This window comes from Niallia oryzisoli (assembly GCF_043641075.1).
Classification (GTDB): domain Bacteria; phylum Bacillota; class Bacilli; order Bacillales; family Cytobacillaceae; genus Bacillus_BD; species Bacillus_BD oryzisoli_A.
In genome coordinates, this window is the sequence record NZ_JBHZRC010000001.1 from 1667756 (window position 1) to 1685737 (window position 17982).

Here is a 17982-nt window from a genome sequence, read left to right on the forward strand (position 1 = left end):
TGCTTTGCGATACTATTATCATAGAATAATATTTCGACTATGACAATTTATAATTTTTAGTAATTTCTATATATTTAAAGTGCCTTCTTTACTTCTTCGATCATTTCTGTTGTTGATACTCGAGTTTTTCCTTCTGACATGATGTCCCCTGTTCTAAACCCTGCATCAAGAACCTGATTGACGGCTTTTTCAATAACCGCCGCTTCTTCATCTAATCCAAAAGAAACCTTCAGCATCATGGCAGCAGAAAGGATTGTTGCTAATGGATTGGCAATGTTTTTCCCTGCGATATCAGGAGCGGAGCCATGAATTGGTTCATAAAGATATGGACCTTCCTCTGAAATACTTGCAGATGGAAGCATACCTAATGAGCCTGTTAAGACAGACGCTTCATCACTTAAAATATCACCAAACATATTCTCTGTTACAACAACATCAAATTGCTTAGGATTACGGACTAGTTGCATGGCACCATTATCAACAAGCATATGCTCAAGTGTAATTTCCGGATAGTCCTTGCTGATTTCGATAGCTACCTCGCGCCATAAACGGCTAGATTCCAATACATTCGCTTTATCAACAGATGTTACTTTTTTCTGTCTAGTTTTCGCTAATTCGAAGGCTTGTCGCACAACACGTTCAATTTCATCTCTTTCATAATAAAGCGTGTCAACAACCGCTTCTTTTCCATTCACTTCCCTGCGTTCTCTTGGCTTACCAAAATAAATGCCACCTGTTAATTCTCTAACCATCAGCATATCTACACCTTCAATAATCTCTTTTCTAAGCGGTGAAGAGTCTGCTAAACTAGCAAAATAGGTTGTTGGACGTAAATTAGCAAACAGGTTTAACTCTTTACGAATCTGTAGTAATCCTTGTTCAGGACGAAGATGAACAGGTATTGTATCCCACTTAGGACCGCCGACAGCTCCTAGAAGAACAGCATCGCTTTCCTTACAGATTTTGATGGTTTCTTCCGGAAGTGGAACTCCAGTTGAATCATATGCTGATCCGCCAATTTCTCCAAAAGTGAAAGAAAATTGATGATTATAACGTTCGCCTACTGCTTTTAAAACTTCAATCGCCCCTTGAACGACTTCCTTACCGATCCCGTCTCCTGGTAATACTGCGATTTTTTTATCCATGACAATTCCTCCACATATCCTGTCAAATTTTTCAGAAATATCTATAAAATAAGGCTGACCGTAAAGAGTTTGACATCTGCATTCGAACATTACAGCTTTTGTCATCTTCTCTTCCTAAGTCAGCCTTTTCTATTCTTTTTTACTTAACTAACTCTGAATCAGAAGATTCTTTTATATACAGGACTCTGTTAATTGCATTAAGATAAGCCTTTGCAGATGCTTCAATTACATCTTGGGCAAGACCTCGTCCACTTGTATCCATTCCTGCACAGCGCATCTTTACAAATACCTGTGCAAGCGCATCTCTTCCTGCTCCGACTGATTGAATACGATAATCTAATAAATTAACGTGTTCATCTACCATTTCTTCTAAGGTATTATATACAGCTTCAACACTGCCTTTTCCAATACCTGTTTTGGTAATGTCTTCATTGTTGCGTCCAGAAAGAGTTATTGTTGCAGAGTGTTCATTCCCTTTACTTTGGACTTCAATAGACAGCAATTGGTAATATTGATCTTCTTTGGAGATCTTTTTTTCCAAAACCAGTGCAGTTAAATCATCATCCGTCATTTCCTTTTTACGGTCAGCAAGGTCTTTAAAGGCAGCAAATAATTCGCTGATTTCCTCTTCCTCAACGACCAAACCAAGCTCATCTAAACGATTTTTAAAGGCATGACGTCCTGAGTGTTTTCCAAGCACTAGATTATTTGAAGCAAATCCAACTAATTCAGGTGAAATGATTTCATATGTTGACTTTTCTTTTAACACTCCATCCTGGTGGATACCGGATTCGTGAGCAAAAGCATTGGCACCAACTACTGCTTTGTTGGCAGGCACGATCATACCTGTTAATTTGCTCACCACACTGCTTGTGCGGCTGATTTCCTGTAAATTCAGACGAGTTTCAGCATTGTAATAATCCTTACGAATTCGAAGCGCTAAAGCTACTTCTTCTAAGGCTGTATTTCCTGCTCTTTCACCAATACCATTGATTGTACCTTCAACCTGTGTGGCACCATTCTCAATAGCCGCAAGTGAATTTGCAACTGCCATACCTAAATCATCATGGCAATGTGTAGAAAGATCAACTTTATTAATAGAAGGAACATTTTCCTTTAAGTATTTAAATATTTGACCGTAATCATATGGCGTACCATAACCAACAGTATCAGGAATATTGATGACATGTGCACCAGCTTGAATTACCTTTTCAACAATTTCAGCTAAAAAAGGTAGTTCTGTCCGACTTGCATCTTCAGCAGACCACTGAACAACAGGAAATTTAGCAACAGCATATTTCACAGCTTCAACTGATGCTTCTATAACCTGTTCCTTTGTCATCTTAAGCTTATATTCACGGTGAATCGGAGAAGTAGCTAAGAAAATATGAAGTCGAGGGTTAACGCCGTCCTTTAATGATTCCCAAGCAATATCCATATCTCTTTGCACACAGCGTGCTAATCCTGTTACCGTAGAATTTTTTATTGTTTGAGCGATTTTTTGGACAGAGGAAGCATCACCTTTTGAGGCTGCAGGAAAGCCAGCCTCAATGATATCTACATTTAAACGTTCTAATTGTTTCGCAATTTCTAGTTTTTCGGAAAAATTAAGATTGACGCCTGGAGTTTGTTCTCCGTCTCTAAGTGTCGTATCATAAATCTTAATTTTTTGCACTACCCACCACTTCTTTCTGTTTAGCGTCGTTTACGAAAGGCATCATTTTTCTTAATTCACGACCAACAACTTCGATTTGATGCTCATTTTCACGTGCGTTGATTGCATTAAACATTGCGCGGTTAGATTGGTTTTCAAGAATCCATTCTTTCGCAAATCTACCTGTTTGGATATCAGTTAATACTTCCTTCATTTTTGCTTTAGCAGAAGCATCTACTACACGTGGTCCGCTTACGAAGTCACCCCATTGAGCTGTATCTGAGATAGAGTAGCGCATGTTTGACATGCCTCCTTCATAGATAAGGTCAACGATTAACTTCATTTCATGTAAACATTCGAAGTAAGCAACCTCTGGCTGGTAACCAGCTTCTACTAGAGTTTCAAAACCAGCTTTGATTAGAGATGTTAAACCTCCGCAAAGTACTGCTTGCTCACCAAATAGATCTGTTTCTGTTTCTTCTTTAAATGTTGTTTCGATAGCTCCAGCACGTAAAGAACCGATTGCTCTTGCATATGATAAAGCTAATTCTTTTGCATTACCAGTTACATCTTGATAAATAGCAAAGATTGCAGGTACGCCAGCGCCTTCAGTGTATGTTCTTCTTACTAGGTGTCCTGGTCCTTTAGGAGCTACTAGTAAAACATCACAATCTGCTGGTGGTACGATTTGGCTGAAATGAATGTTGAAGCCGTGAGCAAACATTAATGCTTGACCTTTTAAGTTTGGCTCGATTTCTTCTTTATATACTTTTGACTGTTGCTCATCTGGTAATAGAATCATAACTACATCAGCTTTAGCTGTTGCCTCAGCAACTGAATAAACTTCAAATCCAGCTTCAACTGCTTTATCCCATGACTTTCCTTTACGAAGACCGATGATGCAATTTACTCCGCTCTCTCTCATGTTTTGTGAATGAGCATGACCCTGTGAACCAAATCCAATTACTGCTACTGTTTTTCCATTTAAAAATTCTGCGTTTGCGTCTCCGTTATAATACATTTTTGCCATTGTTAATACTCCCTCTCTAGTTACATATTTTGTTAGAATAATTGTTTGATTATTTACTTGCTTTATTTTTATTATAAATTTAAATCCTGGTTGGAGTAAAATTCCAAACAAGCTTTTTACCAAATCTTAAGTACAGCTTACACAATGGAGAACTTTTGAGAATTGGATTGCAATTGCATTCCTCTAGGAAATGCCGTTGTGCCTGTTCTAGCCAGTTCCTTAATGCCATATGGCTTTATTAGTTCAATAAATGCTTCAATTTTTTCGGATTCGCCTGTTATTTGAATCACAATACTCTCTTTACTTACATCAACTACTGAAGCACGAAACGGTTCAATGAGTGAGTAAATCTCATTTCGATTATTGGGCAATGTAGGTACTTTAATTAAAGCCAGCTCTCTAGAAACAATTGATTGATCTGTAATATCAACTACCTTTAACACATCAATTTGCTTATTTAATTGCTTCGTTATTTGTTCAATAATACTTTCATTTTCGACTTGAACAACACAGGTAATTCTAGAAACGTCTTCAATTTCAGATAGTCCTACAGAGATACTTTCAATATTATAGTTTCGCTTAGAAAAAAGATTGGTAATTCTGTTAAGAACCCCAGGACGATTCAGAACGGTTAAACTAATAATCCTTTTTATCATGGCTTAACACCTACCATTTCATGTAGTCCTTTTCCTGATGCAATCATTGGATAAACTAATTCTTTAGGATCAATTCTGAAGTCTAATACAACTGGTTCATCATTATGAAGAACTTCATTTAGAACAGCTTCTGCTTCTTCATTTGTATTAATTTGATAGCCTTTAATCCCGTATGCATCTGCTAGCTTCACAAAATCAGGCTGGCCAGGAATTAAACTGTGCGCATAGCGTTCTTTATAGAATAGCTCCTGCCATTGTCTAACCATTCCAAGGGCCATATTATTTAGAATCACCATTTTAATAGGCAAATTATGTTCTCTGATTACTTGAAGTTCTTGCGTACACATTTGGAATCCACCATCACCTGAAACTAGGACAACTGTGGAATCAGGTGCAGCGATTTGAGCACCGATACTTGCCGGAAGACCAAATCCCATTGTACCTAAACCACCGGATGTAACCCACTTATCTGCTTTATTTAATGGATAATATTGAGCTGCCCACATTTGATGCTGCCCAACATCAGTTACAACAATAGCTTCACCGTTTGTTTTTTCATGAATCATTTCCAGCACTTTTTGCGGCTTTAAGTTTTCTTGATCTTCCTTGTTGTAGTGGTAAGGATATTCTTTATTCCAATTTTGGATGGTCTCAAGCCACTCTTTATTCTCCGGCTGTTTACCTTCCTGAGCAATCAATTGCTTTAATGCCTCTTTAGCATCGGCAACAACAGGTATTTTAGTCGGTACATTTTTTCCAATCTCAGCTGGATCGATATCAATATGAGCAACTACGGCATTGGGAGCAAAATGTTCTAGATTGCCTGTTAAACGATCATCAAAACGAGCTCCAATGTTCAATAGTAAATCACATTCATACATGGCCATATTCGCTGCGTAGCATCCGTGCATACCTCCAAATCCCGCAAACAATTCATGATCCTGAGGGAAACCACCTAGTCCAAGAAGTGTATGAACTACAGGGATATTTTGCTGCTCGGCATACTCCTTCAGCTCGGCTGTAGCTTTTGAATGAAGAATTCCGGCACCCGCAAGAATCAGTGGTTTTTTCGCAGAGCTTATAGCCTCTGTTAATTTGCGGATTTGCAAATAATTAGGCTGTAATGTTGGCTGATAGCCCGGTAACGAAACTTCCGGTTCCTCATCTACTTCAACGACTCCAGTAGCAATATCCTTAGGGAAATCAATTAATACCGGTCCCGGACGTCCAGTTGTCGCAATATAAAATGCTTCTTTGATAATGCGCGGGATGTCATTAATGTTTCGAACCTGACAATTATATTTTGTTATCGGTGTTGTGATTCCAAGAATGTCAGCCTCCTGGAAAGCATCAGAACCAATTACGCTGGTTGCTACTTGGCCTGTAAAAACGACTAACGGTAATGAATCCATCATCGCATCAGCAAGACCAGTTACAAGATTTGTTGCCCCTGGTCCTGAAGTAGCGATTACTACACCAGGCTTTCCAGATATCCGTGCATAACCCTCTGCCGCATGAATTCCACCCTGTTCATGACGTGGTAATATATGACGAATTTTCGAATCGTAAATTTTGTCATATATTGGTAAAACAGCACCACCAGGGTAACCAAAAATCACTTCCACCTTTTCTTTTTCCAAAGATTTTAATAATAAATCTGCTCCGCTAACCGGCTGCTTATCAGCCTTTATCCCGGCAAAGGTAGTTTCCTGCAACATTTGGATTATACCTCCTCTTTCCTTTTCTGATAAAAATATAAAAAGCCCTTCCATCCCTTAAACGCCAAATAATTTGACTAAGGGGTGAAAAGGCTTTGGAAACCTACTCCACGGTACCACCCTTGTTTACGCAATAATAATATGCGTACACTTATGAACAGCTAGTGCTGCCCGCTTTAATAACGAGTGTCTTGCACCCGTCCCGCCCTACTGAAATTACTTTGTTCAGACAGGAACTCAGAGGTGAGTTCATCTTATACCGAATTCACCGGCTCTCAGCTACCCCGGCTCTCTGAAGAATCCTATGTATAAAACTACTTATCCTCATCATCATTTTAAAATATATACTTATCTATATTTCTTATGAAACAATCGAAATGGATAGAACTTTCAAACAATTAAGAGTACAATTTTACTAAATAGAATTTGTTTTCAATCTTTTAATAATATTTTGTAACTCTTTTGTTGAAATTATCTTACGCTGATTTTTCTTTTGAGTCAAGACCAATCATAAGAATTATTAAAAAATTATGTTAAAGTAATAATTTTGTATCCGCTTACAATGTTAATTTACGAATGTTTTAGGGAAAATTAAAAAAATTATATTTTTTTCATTTTTGTTTTTATTATATGATGAAAACATAAAAAAAACTCATCTTCTTGTAAGATGAGCTGATTGGTAGAATTTATGTAGGTCAAATGTGTATATGGCGTCCCAGGAGAGATTCGAACTCCCGACCGTACGCTTAGAAGGCGTATGCTCTATCCAGCTGAGCTACTGGGACAATATTTCAAAGACATTTTTTATTATAGTAAGCGGGCAATCAAATGTCAATAGTAGGTACGGAAAATTTCATGAAGAATATTTTCTCTATCGATTAATTCGATAGAGAAAAAACCTGTCCCAACTCCGGTACTTCACCTCGATCTATATCATATACCTTTAGTTCATATGAATGCTCCTGCAGCTCTACAGTCAGATATGTCCTTTCTCTTCTGCCTCGTGGAAGCCTGATACTACCTGGATTAATAAAAAGAGTCCCGTGGATCATTTCTGCTCCAAGGTAATGAGAATGACCAAAACAAGCTATATCTGCAGCCTCCTCTTTAGCACGATAAGACAACTTCAATAAATTGGATTTTACTGAATACCGGTGACCATGTGTAATCAATATCTTTCGATTACCAACCTCTTTTACGATATCCTCGGGAAACTCATCATAAAAATCACAGTTCCCCCTAACTGTAACAAACCCTTGTATAGCTGGGTCATCTGGCGATAATTCTGAGTCTCCACAGTGAATGAAATAGTCCACCTCATTCTCGTGGATCTTCTTTAATTTCTCAAGTTCCGTTGTCATTCCGTGACTATCACTAACGATCAGTACTTTCATTGCCCGTTCTCCTTTGAAAACATATCCGTTAATTGACTTTCTAGCTTACGTAATGCTTTTGCACGGTGGCTGATTTGATTTTTCTCCTCTGGCAAAAGCTCTGCCATCGATTTATTCATTTCCGTTACATAGAAGAGCGGGTCATAACCAAAACCATTTGTTCCTCTTCTCTCAAATAGAATGGAGCCCTCACATGTTCCGTTTACTGTTATGGTATCCTTGCCCGGTACCGCGAATGCTAATGCGCAATAGAATCTTGCTGTACGATCCTTTTCTTCCACAGCTCTCAGTTCATGTAATACTTTATCATTATTGGCCTCATCATTTTTTTCCTCGCCGGCATAGCGTGCCGAGTAAATACCTGGTCTGCCGTCAAGAGCATCCACAATTAATCCAGAATCATCTGCAATGACCATTTGACTGAATTGCTTACAAACGGTTTCAGCCTTTAAAATGGCATTTTCTTCAAACGTTTGTCCGGTTTCTTCAATATCCTCTATTTCTGGAAAATCAAGCAGTGTATTAACCTCTATACCATATGGCTGAAACATTCGAATAAATTCCTTCGCTTTACCAGAATTTTTCGTAGCAATAATTACTTTCTTCATGATTTACCCCCTTCGATTACCCATGATTTCCGTACCAGGCACTTCGCTTTCCGGCGGGCGACCGCCAAGCCTCCTCGACACTGCGTGTCTCCGGGGTCTCGACTGTCTCGCTTCTCCCGCAGGAGTCTTCGTGCCTGGAACGAAAATCAACAAGCCAACAAAAATTCACATTGCTATTTAACAACATTTAAGAAAAAGGAATAAGAGTCGGCATTATGCCCACCCTTTTCCTCTATAATTATATAGTATATCAAAAAATTCTTTAGAAGCTACCTGTATTAACATTTTCTGGACGTGTTACGGGTTCTGTCAGTTTTTTACCATCTTCACGCATCAGCTCTGCTTTTCCATTAACCGTTACCACTACACTTTCAATTCCCTTTTGTTCGGTCAGGGTAAGAACAAGGGAATCAAGTACATGTTGGGAAATCATTTTTTTATCAAAGCTGCCAAAAATTGATTCATTGAAGTTGAGTGTTACTTTGCCATCCTCTACCTTCGGTTCGTCCAGTAATTCTACATCTGAATTAAATTCATTAACTAAATTAGAAGCCACACTTGGACCCTTTACTAATTCATTAATGGCAGCATCAATGTTATTCTCCACTTTAGTACTGACTCGTTTCGTAACAGGTACAAAATAATAGGAATCCGCTTCACCGCCAATGTAATAAACCGTTACAGGTTTCGTATTGGTAATGTCAGCTACCTGAGATGTATCGATATTAATTCCATCTTTTCTGGTTAACTCGTCCCCTATTGGAGTACCATTAACAGGCATCTCGTCAAGCGGATGACCATTCATTTGCAGTTTTACTTGTTCAATAGAATCAAATTGTGTTAATGTCCAAGTAATCGATTGGAGAATTTTCATTTCATCCTTTGCCTGATAATTTTTAAACTCACTAGAGAAGTCAACCGTAGCTACTTTATCTTTCACATTAACACTTATCTTTGTATCATCCGGAATAACCGCTTGAAACCCGTTTGGCAGCAATTCTGTTACTGGCCCATTTTTGACTAAGTATTCAAGTGCTTGGGTAGCGACAGATTCCTTTTTTGGGAGCTCAAATGTTTGTGGAACTACATAACCATTTTTATCTACTAAGTAAAGCTCTGTTTTTAAAGTTTCACTTGCCTCAGCTTCCTGTTTTTTGTCTACAGCTTTGTTTTCCGTTGTATTTGTTTCTTTCGTTTCTTTTGTTACTTCCGTCTTTTCATCTGTGTACGTCACATCTTTTGGCGGATCAATTTCCTCCTTCTCCTCAAACCCAAAGAGTCCGCAGCCAGAAAGCAGCAAAGTAGAAGCCACAACAGTTGTTACTAAAGTCTTTTTATATTTAGATTTAGACATTACAATCCCTCCAAAGACAGTTTGTACTACATGTATACGAGCTGTTTTTAAAAATAGACCGTCTTTTGAGAGAAAATATTCCTACTATCCGTACATCCCTTAATTGCCCTTATTCTTGAGAAAAACGCAAAAAAAGAACCTCTATTTTTTTTGAGGTTCCAGCTCTAATGCAGTATGAAATACATTTGTAATGGATTTGCCTAGCCAGTCCGAAGCTATTTTAGCAAAAATCGTTTTCGAACCAGTTGTATAAAAGGTATGGCAGGGCTCCGCTCCGTCCACATTCAATAAACCGCTGTGATGAAGGATTGTGCTTACTTCACTCGCTGTTTCTTCCCCTGAGCTAATCACACTAACCTTATTCCCCATCACATTTTGAATAATATACCCCAAAAGTGGATAATGCGTACAACCTAAAATAAGTGTATCAAGACCTTTATGTTTTAACGGCTGCAGTGTCTCAGCGACAATCTTCTTAGCGACAGCGCCATTATATTCCCCGCTCTCAACTAATGGAACAAACTTAGGGCACGCAAGAGAAGTCACTTTTGTATTCTTGTTTATCTGCCTAAGCGCTTTTTCATAAGCGGCACTCTTAATTGTTCCTTCTGTACCAATGACACCAATCCTATTGTTATTCGTAGCTTTAATAGCTGCCCTTGCACCCGGTTGAATCACTCCAAGCACCGGAATGGGGACCTCTTTTCTTATTTCCTCTAACACAACCGCCGTTGCCGTATTACAGGCAATTACAAGCATTTTGATATCTTTATCCAGAAGAAATCTTGTCATCTGCCATGTAAAGGTTTTTACTTCTTCTGCTGGTCTTGGACCATATGGACAACGCGCTGTGTCACCTACGTAAATAATTTGTTCATTTGGCAGCTGACGCATAATTTCCTTCGCAACCGTCAGTCCGCCAACTCCTGAATCTATAACTCCTATCGGATGTCTCAAACTTACCGCCTCATTCTTATCGCATATCATGGTGTAATCTCATTAGATTTTTTTGTATTTGGACTAAATCTTCATGTGAGTAATCTTTAAAAAGCTCGCGTAAATAGGCCTGCCGTTTTTTGATCACTTCGTCAATCAGCTTCTTCCCTTCCTGCAAGAGATGAATCTGGACAACTCGCCGATCATTCTCAGCTCGTACCCTTTTAACCAAATTATTTTTTTCCATCCTATCAATTAAATCTGTTGTCGTGCTGAAGGCTAAGTACATTTTAGTCGACAGCTCACCAATCGTCATGTCCCCTTCATCAAACAACCACTGCAGGGCAATAAATTGGGGAAGTGTGATCGAATATTCATTTAACAGCTCTCGCCCTTTTTGTTTGATAATTCCAGAGATATAGCGGAGGTCTTTTTCAATATTTATGACAACATCAATATATTCATTTTTTTCAAATTCCATCTTTTTTTAGACATCTCCTATATTCATTGAACATTCCTAATGGCTGTTCTTATTTTCTATCACTTTAATTTAAAATTCAAGAACAATTACATAACAAACAGTAGCAAATATGTAAAATTTCATCCATATAGGGCCTCAGGGAGCTCCATAATAGGATATCAGCCCTATACATGTATTAACCGGTATCCCCTAAAGGATACCGGTTAAATTTCAAAGCTTTAGCTCTCCCATACGAAGGAGCTCTATTACAGCTTGGGAACGCCCCTTTACACCTAATTTTTGCATGGCATTCGAGATGTGGTTCCGAACTGTTTTCTCGCTTATAAATAATTCTCCCGCGATTTCTTTTGTTGTTTTATCTTGTACTAACAGTTCGAATACTTCTCTTTCTCGTTTGGTGAGTAATGGCTTGTGTGTATATTCATTCTCCTTCAAGTATTGTAACCCTCCTTGCCTTCGCCAGCTTTGAACTGCGGGATGGGTATATATTTAGTCACCATATCATATGTCAGTGAAAGTGCTGGAGTGACAACATTTCTTGAATCGCCAACTTTAATTTAAATGGATGTGCATATTTGTTTTAAACATAATATATGTGAATGTGAGAAGAAAGATTATTTAAATACTTCTTTCCTTATCATGCATCCTTATCAATGGTAAAATAGATATTATTCTAATAAATAAGGTGATATGAAATGTTATTAAAGGCTAACGAATTATTGCATGAATACTTTGGTTATTCATCTTTTCGAAACGGTCAGAAAGAAATTATTGAAAATATCTTCCAACGAAAGAATACGCTAGGTATTCTACCGACAGGTGGTGGAAAATCGCTTTGTTTTCAAATTCCTGCATTACTTTTCCCCGGAACAACCATTGTCATTTCCCCGCTTATTTCACTCATGAAGGATCAGGTGGATTCTCTCTCCAGTGCAGAAATTCCAGCAACGTTTGTCAATAGCTCTCTTACTTCCAAGGAATACACCGAACGGATCTCTCTTATTCGCCAAGGAGCTTACAAGCTTGTGTATGTAGCACCTGAACGTTTTGAATCTGCCCAATTTATTGAATTGCTTAATTCAATTGAGATCCCCTTGATAGCATTCGATGAAGCGCATTGTATCTCACAATGGGGTCATGATTTCAGACCAAGCTATCGTTCCATTATTTCGTCCTTGAGTAAATTAAAACATAATCCAGTTGTCGTAGCACTAACTGCAACAGCAACGGAAAATGTCGCCGATGACATTCGAACGTTATTGAATATTCATTCGTCTGATACGTTTAAGACTGGATTTGCCCGAGAAAACCTGGCTTTTCACATTGTGAAAGGAACAAATAAACGGGACTATCTTATTTCTTATTTAAAGCAGCATCAAAATCAATCTGGCATTATTTATACATCTAGCAGAAAAGAAAGTGACCAGCTCTATCAATATTTATCCCAGCATAGTTTTTCAGTTACAAAATATCATGCAGGTCTTAGTGAACAAGAGAGAAAAATAGCACAGGATCAATTTGTATATGATGAAAAGGACATCATGATTGCAACCAACGCCTTCGGTATGGGCATTGATAAGTCTAACGTACGTTTTGTTATACATTATAATTTACCAAAAAATATTGAAGCCTATTATCAGGAAGCAGGCCGTGCTGGTAGAGATGGTGAAGAGAGTGAATGCTATCTTTTATTCTCGCCGCAGGACATCCAACTACAGAAGTTCTTAATTGAAGAGACCAATCTGGATTTTGAAAAACGCGAGCAGGAATATCACAAGCTAAATCAAATGGTTATGTTCTGCCATACGGAGGAATGTCTGCAATCCTATATTATTAACTATTTTGATCCAAATAGCTCTACCAGCAGCTGTGGAAAATGTTCAAGCTGTATTGACCATCGTGAAAAGGTTGATATAACTCGTGAAGCACAAATGATTTTTTCCTGCTGTAAACGCATGGGAGAACGCTTCGGTGTTACATTAATCGCTCAAGTATTGAAGGGCTCAAGCCAAAAACGCATAAAAGAACTACGATTTCATGAGCTTTCAACCTATGGTCTATTACGAGTACAAACAGAAAAGGACATCGTCAATACTATTAATTATTTACTCGCTGAAGGGTATCTACTTTTAACAGATGGAAAATATCCAGTCGTAAAAGTAACGCAAAAGTCCATTCCTGTCCTAAAAGGTCAGGAAATCGTGATGATGCGAAAAGCACCCGTCGTTACCAGCAATGAGGCACAAAACGAAAATAGAGACTTATTTGAAATACTTCGTGCTCTTCGTAAAAAACTTGCTGACCAGGAGCGTATCCCTCCATTTGTTGTGTTTGCAGACAGTACCTTAAGAGAAATGAGCACGTACTATCCAACAAACGAAGATGCAATGCTGCAAATAAAAGGGGTTGGACAAACTAAGTTTACTAAATACGGGCAAGCATTTATGGAAAAAATAAGTGAATATGTGGAAGAGAACCATATTGCCAAGACAGATGTTCCATCAAAGACAGAGCAGGAGGAACAGCTAGAGCAGCCAAGCCATCTCCTCTCCTACCAGCTCTATATTCAAGGAAAAGCAATTAAAGACATTGCAAAGGAGCGGAATTTAACGAACATAACGGTGCAAAAGCACATTATTCGCAGTATTCAAGAAGGCAATGAAATCAATTGGCAGCAGCTGTTTGATTCTGATACAGAAAAACGGGTACTAGAAGCCGTGAAAAAGTCAGGCGGAGAGAAATTAAAACCCATTTGGGAGGAATTGAATGGAGAAATTGATTACTTTGTCATCCAAGCTGTTCTGTGTAAAAGTCAGCTATAAAAGATAAAGCCCACGTTTTGTGGGCTTTATCTTTTATCGTGAATCTCAGTCAAAAAAGAGGATGTCCTAACGACATCCTCTTTTATTGAAAAACGATTATACTGTATCACTGCCAAAGAAATTTTTAAACGATTGGATGGTTGTATCTCTATTTAGAGCTGCAATAGAAGTAGTCAATGGAATACCTTTTGGACAAGACTGTACACAGTTTTGTGAATTTCCGCAGTTTGCCAGTCCTCCATCGCCCATGATTTGCTCTAAACGTTCTGCTTTATTCATTGCACCTGTTGGGTGTGCATTGAATAAACGAACTTGTGATAGTGGAGCAGGTCCAATAAAGTTCGATTTGCTATTTACGTTTGGACAAGCTTCTAGACAAACACCACATGTCATACATTTTGAAAGCTCATATGCCCACTGGCGCTTTTGCTCAGGCATACGTGGTCCAGGTCCTAAATCATATGTTCCATCAATCGGAATCCATGCCTTTACCTTTTTCAATGAATCAAACATACGGCTTCTATCGATTAGTAAATCACGAACAACTGGGAACGTGCTCATTGGTTCTAAACGAATTGGCTGCTCAAGCTGGTCGACAATTGCAGAACAGGATTGACGCGGCTTGCCATTGATTACCATAGAGCAGGCACCACATACTTCTTCTAAACAGTTCATTTCCCAGATAACTGGTGTTGTTTTTTCGCCTTTTTTATTGACAGGATTACGGCGTATCTCCATTAATGCTGCAATAACGTTTAAATTCGGACGATATGGAACTTCAAACTCCTCTTGATAAGGTGCTGAATTTATATCATCTTGACGGGTGATAATAAATGTTACGGTCTTTTGTTCAGACATCCCTATTTCCCCTTTTTTGATTATTAATTCTTGCTAGAAACTCTTAATGGCTGCTCTTCGTATAGTCTCTTTTACGAGGCTTAATAAGTGATACATCAATGTCTTCATAATGGAACTTAGGTGCTGTTTTACTATCAACGAATTTAGCCATCGTTGTTTTCAAGAAGTCCTCATCGTTACGATCAGGGAAATCAGGTTTGTAGTGAGCACCGCGGCTTTCATTACGATTATAAGCTCCAAGCGTAATTACACGTGCAAGCTGAAGCATATGCTCTAATTGGCGAGTAAACGCTGCACCTTGGTTACTCCATTTAGCAGTATCGTTAATATTAATATTTTGATAGCGTTCTAAAAGCTCTTCAAGTTTTTGATCTGTTTGAAGAAGCTTATCATTGTAACGAACAACAGTAACGTTTGCTGTCATCCATTCTCCTAATTCTTTATGAAGCACGTATGCATTCTCTGTTCCATTCATGGACATAATATTGTTCCATTTCGCTTCTTCCTGCTTCACAAATCCATCGTATAAAGAAGATGGCACAGCATCTGAGCTCTTTTCTAAGCCATTAATATAGCGAACAGCATTTGGTCCTGCAACCATACCGCCATAGATCGCTGATAATAACGAGTTAGCACCTAAACGGTTAGCTCCGTGCATTGAATAATCACATTCACCAGCAGCAAAAAGCCCTGGGATATTAGTCATTTGATCATAATCAACCCATAATCCGCCCATTGAATAGTGGACTGCAGGGAAAATTTTCATTGGAAGTTTACGAGGATCATCACCTGTAAATTTCTCATAGATTTCAATAATACCGCCTAATTTAATATCAAGTTCATGTGGATCCTTATGAGAAAGGTCCAAATAAACCATGTTTTCTCCATTGATTCCGAGCTTTTGATTTATACAAACATCGAATATTTCACGAGTTGCAATATCCCGTGGAACTAGGTTTCCATACGCTGGATATTTTTCCTCTAAGAAATACCACGGTTTACCATCCTTGTAAGTCCAGATACGTCCACCTTCACCGCGGGCAGATTCACTCATTAAGCGTAATTTATCATCCCCAGGTATTGCAGTTGGGTGAATTTGAATCATCTCACCATTTGCATAGTAAACGCCCTGCTGATACGCGATAGCTGCAGCTGATCCAGTATTAATAACGGAGTTTGTAGACTTACCAAAGATAATTCCAGGTCCGCCAGTTGCTAGAATAACAGCATCTGCAGAAAATGATTGGATTTCCATCGATTTAAGGTTTTGTGCTACAATACCACGGCAAACGCCTTCATCATCGACAACGATGCTTAATAATTCCCAGCCTTCATACTTTGTAACTAATCCTGCCACCTCATGGCTTCTTACTTGCTCGTCCAGTGCATATAGTAATTGCTGTCCAGTTGTTGCACCTGCGAATGCTGTTCTATGGTGCTGCGTTCCACCAAAACGACGGAAATCTAGTAAACCTTCAGGCGTACGGTTAAACATAACCCCCATACGGTCAAATAAGTGGATGATTCCCGGTGCTGCGTCAGTCATTGCTTTAACTGGAGGCTGGTTAGCTAAGAAATCGCCTCCATAAACTGTATCATCAAAGTGTACCCATGGAGAGTCACCTTCACCTTTTGTATTTACAGCTCCATTAATACCGCCTTGGGCACAAACAGAGTGAGAGCGTTTTACCGGTACAAGTGAAAATAATTCAACCGCTGTTCCCGATTCTGCAATTTTTGTTGTCGCCATTAGACCTGCAAGTCCTCCACCGACTACGATAACTTTCCCTTTCGACATTTGTAACTCACTCCAATCCATAATACGTACATTAATTCTAGTTATCTATCAAACTGTTTTCTTCAGTATCTATTAAACAAATGCTAATAAAGCGCGTACGCCTACAACTGAAAGCGCAACAAAGATAATCATTGTAACATAAGTGGAGATCTGTTGTGATCTTGGTGTCATTGTAATACCCCAGCTAATGCAGAATGACCATAAACCGTTTGCAAAATGGAAAATGGCAGAAATAATTCCAATTATATAGAACGCTAACATAAGTGGATTAGATAAAATATTCTCCATCATTTGGAAATTAACCTCTGCTCCAAGCGCTGCAGCAATTCTTGTTTCCCACACATGCCATATCACAAAGATAAACGTTATAATACCAGTAACACGTTGAAGCACAAACATCCAATTTCGGAAATAACTGTATCTGCCTGCGTTGTTTTTCGCAGTGAAAGCAATATAGACTCCATAAATTGCATGATATAATAACGGTAAGAAAATAATAAAAACTTCTAAAAAGATTTTGAATGGAAGACTTTCCATAAAGTGTGAAGCATTATTAAACGCCTCTTCTCCCCTTGTAGCAAAGTGATTCACAACTAGATGCTGCGTTAGGAATAATCCTACAGGTATAACACCTAGTAACGAATGCAATTTGCGATTAAAAAACTCACGATTACCAGCCATTGCATTTTTACCCCCTTAGTTTTTTAAAAGTGTTTCTTGGCTTTCTGCTTTCTTCCCATTCGATTTGAGCAAACGCTCAACCAGAGAAAATGTAAATAGTTTATTTTCTTACAATTGTGTGACAACTTCATTTTACTCTCTACTGAAATATGCGTCAAGGAAACGAATTACATAATTATCGTAATTACTACAATTTTTTTAAAAAATTCAATCATATCGAGAATATTCGTTATAAAGAACAAAAATTTATGCATTATTTTGTTGAATCATAGTAAAATATACATTTTTTCATATTATTTCCATTTCTATTTTTTCATTACATACGCTTACTACAATTAAAAATTGTATATAATAGAGTTGTAGAAAGAGGGGAGAACATTGAGTAAAAATACGGCTGCAGAGATACATCAAGAGACCCAATCAGAGGAGACGGTACCTGCATTTGGTTATGAACTAATTAGAGAAGTTTTGTTACATGAAATACTTGGTGATGACACCGCTGAAATTTTATATTGGGCAGGGAAAAAACTCGCACGCAAATACCCACTTAACAGCCTGGATGAAATCATTGACTTTTTCAATAAAGCAGGCTGGGGAATTCTAACTATTAGTAAAGAATCAAAGAATGAACTTGAGCTAGAATTAACCAGTCCCATCATTACAAAACGTATGCAAAATAGAAAAACCCAACAGACACATCAATTTCAATTGGAAGCTGGATTTTTAGCTGAACAGATTGAAATTCAAAAGCAGGTTATTTCAGAAGCCTTTGAACACCCGCGAAAAAAATCCGCTAAAGTACTCTTTACGATTAAATGGGATAAGAAAGACATTGTTTCTTAAAAAC

At 38.2% G+C, this 17982-nt stretch carries 16 protein-coding genes, 1 tRNA gene and 1 other annotated feature; of the genes, 2 read left to right on the forward strand and 15 right to left on the reverse strand.

Features of this window, described 5'->3' with window-relative positions; genetic code table 11:
- Nucleotides 1-74: 74 nt before the first annotated feature.
- From leuB to ACHUFV_RS08560, 12 genes are all read right to left on the reverse strand, one after another.
- Nucleotides 75-1145, reverse strand: coding sequence for a 3-isopropylmalate dehydrogenase (leuB, locus tag ACHUFV_RS08505; RefSeq protein ID WP_394233143.1), 1071 nt, complete (start codon nt 1143-1145; stop codon nt 75-77).
- A gap of 139 nt (nt 1146-1284) precedes the next feature.
- Nucleotides 1285-2820, reverse strand: coding sequence for a 2-isopropylmalate synthase (locus ACHUFV_RS08510; RefSeq protein WP_394233144.1), 1536 nt, complete (start codon nt 2818-2820; stop codon nt 1285-1287).
- Nucleotides 2807-3829 carry a ketol-acid reductoisomerase gene (gene ilvC / locus ACHUFV_RS08515; RefSeq protein WP_394233145.1) on the reverse strand — a complete coding sequence of 341 codons (1023 nt, stop codon included), beginning with the start codon at nt 3827-3829 and terminating at the stop codon, nt 2807-2809. The genes ACHUFV_RS08510 and ilvC overlap by 14 nt, the downstream gene beginning before the upstream one ends.
- Nucleotides 3830-3966: 137 nt before the next feature.
- Nucleotides 3967-4482: an acetolactate synthase small subunit gene (gene ilvN / locus ACHUFV_RS08520; RefSeq protein WP_394233444.1), complete on the reverse strand. Its 516-nt coding sequence runs from the start codon at nt 4480-4482 to the stop codon at nt 3967-3969.
- Nucleotides 4482-6203: an acetolactate synthase large subunit gene (gene ilvB, locus ACHUFV_RS08525; protein ID WP_394233146.1), complete on the reverse strand. Its 1722-nt coding sequence runs from the start codon at nt 6201-6203 to the stop codon at nt 4482-4484. Before ilvB ends, ilvN begins: the two co-directional genes overlap by 1 nt.
- A 77-nt stretch (nt 6204-6280) precedes the next feature.
- Nucleotides 6281-6543 (reverse strand) — a binding site (T-box leader).
- Between the two features lie 368 nt (nt 6544-6911).
- Nucleotides 6912-6988: transfer RNA gene (locus tag ACHUFV_RS08530), tRNA-Arg, on the reverse strand.
- A gap of 93 nt (nt 6989-7081) precedes the next feature.
- Entirely contained in the window at nt 7082-7597 is a 516-nt protein-coding gene (locus ACHUFV_RS08535; RefSeq protein WP_394233147.1) for a metallophosphoesterase family protein, read from the reverse strand.
- Nucleotides 7594-8205, reverse strand: coding sequence for an XTP/dITP diphosphatase (locus ACHUFV_RS08540; RefSeq protein ID WP_394233148.1), 612 nt, complete (start codon nt 8203-8205; stop codon nt 7594-7596). The genes ACHUFV_RS08535 and ACHUFV_RS08540 overlap by 4 nt, the downstream gene beginning before the upstream one ends.
- A gap of 262 nt (nt 8206-8467) precedes the next feature.
- On the reverse strand, nt 8468-9559 hold the full coding sequence (locus ACHUFV_RS08545) for a GerMN domain-containing protein (protein ID WP_394233149.1): 1092 nt from the start codon (nt 9557-9559) through the stop codon (nt 8468-8470).
- Nucleotides 9560-9700: 141 nt separating this feature from the next.
- Nucleotides 9701-10516: a glutamate racemase gene (gene racE / locus ACHUFV_RS08550; RefSeq protein ID WP_394233150.1), complete on the reverse strand. Its 816-nt coding sequence runs from the start codon at nt 10514-10516 to the stop codon at nt 9701-9703.
- 16 nt (nt 10517-10532) lie between these two features.
- Entirely contained in the window at nt 10533-10976 is a 444-nt protein-coding gene (locus ACHUFV_RS08555; protein ID WP_394233151.1) for a MarR family winged helix-turn-helix transcriptional regulator, read from the reverse strand.
- A 210-nt stretch (nt 10977-11186) separates the two neighbouring features.
- Entirely contained in the window at nt 11187-11411 is a 225-nt protein-coding gene (locus tag ACHUFV_RS08560; RefSeq protein ID WP_071395962.1) for a helix-turn-helix domain-containing protein, read from the reverse strand.
- A 260-nt stretch (nt 11412-11671) separates the two neighbouring features.
- Here ACHUFV_RS08560 and recQ point away from each other — a divergent pair, with 260 nt between their 5' ends.
- Nucleotides 11672-13798, forward strand: coding sequence for a DNA helicase RecQ (gene recQ / locus ACHUFV_RS08565; protein WP_394233152.1), 2127 nt, complete (start codon nt 11672-11674; stop codon nt 13796-13798).
- Between the two features lie 96 nt (nt 13799-13894).
- Here the strand turns inward: recQ and sdhB are convergent, their stop codons facing one another.
- From sdhB to ACHUFV_RS08580, 3 genes are all read right to left on the reverse strand, one after another.
- Complete coding sequence (sdhB, locus tag ACHUFV_RS08570; protein ID WP_394233153.1) at nt 13895-14656, reverse strand: succinate dehydrogenase iron-sulfur subunit; 762 nt, start codon at nt 14654-14656, stop codon at nt 13895-13897.
- A 43-nt stretch (nt 14657-14699) separates the two neighbouring features.
- Nucleotides 14700-16454, reverse strand: coding sequence for a succinate dehydrogenase flavoprotein subunit (sdhA, locus tag ACHUFV_RS08575; RefSeq protein ID WP_394233154.1), 1755 nt, complete (start codon nt 16452-16454; stop codon nt 14700-14702).
- A gap of 72 nt (nt 16455-16526) precedes the next feature.
- Nucleotides 16527-17135, reverse strand: a complete 609-nt coding sequence (locus tag ACHUFV_RS08580; RefSeq protein WP_394233155.1) for a succinate dehydrogenase cytochrome b558 subunit — start codon at nt 17133-17135, stop codon at nt 16527-16529.
- A gap of 378 nt (nt 17136-17513) precedes the next feature.
- Between ACHUFV_RS08580 and ACHUFV_RS08585 the strand changes: the two genes are divergently transcribed.
- A complete protein-coding gene (locus ACHUFV_RS08585; RefSeq protein WP_394233156.1) occupies nt 17514-17978 on the forward strand; it encodes a YslB family protein in 465 nt (154 codons plus the stop codon).
- Nucleotides 17979-17982: the final 4 nt, after the last annotated feature.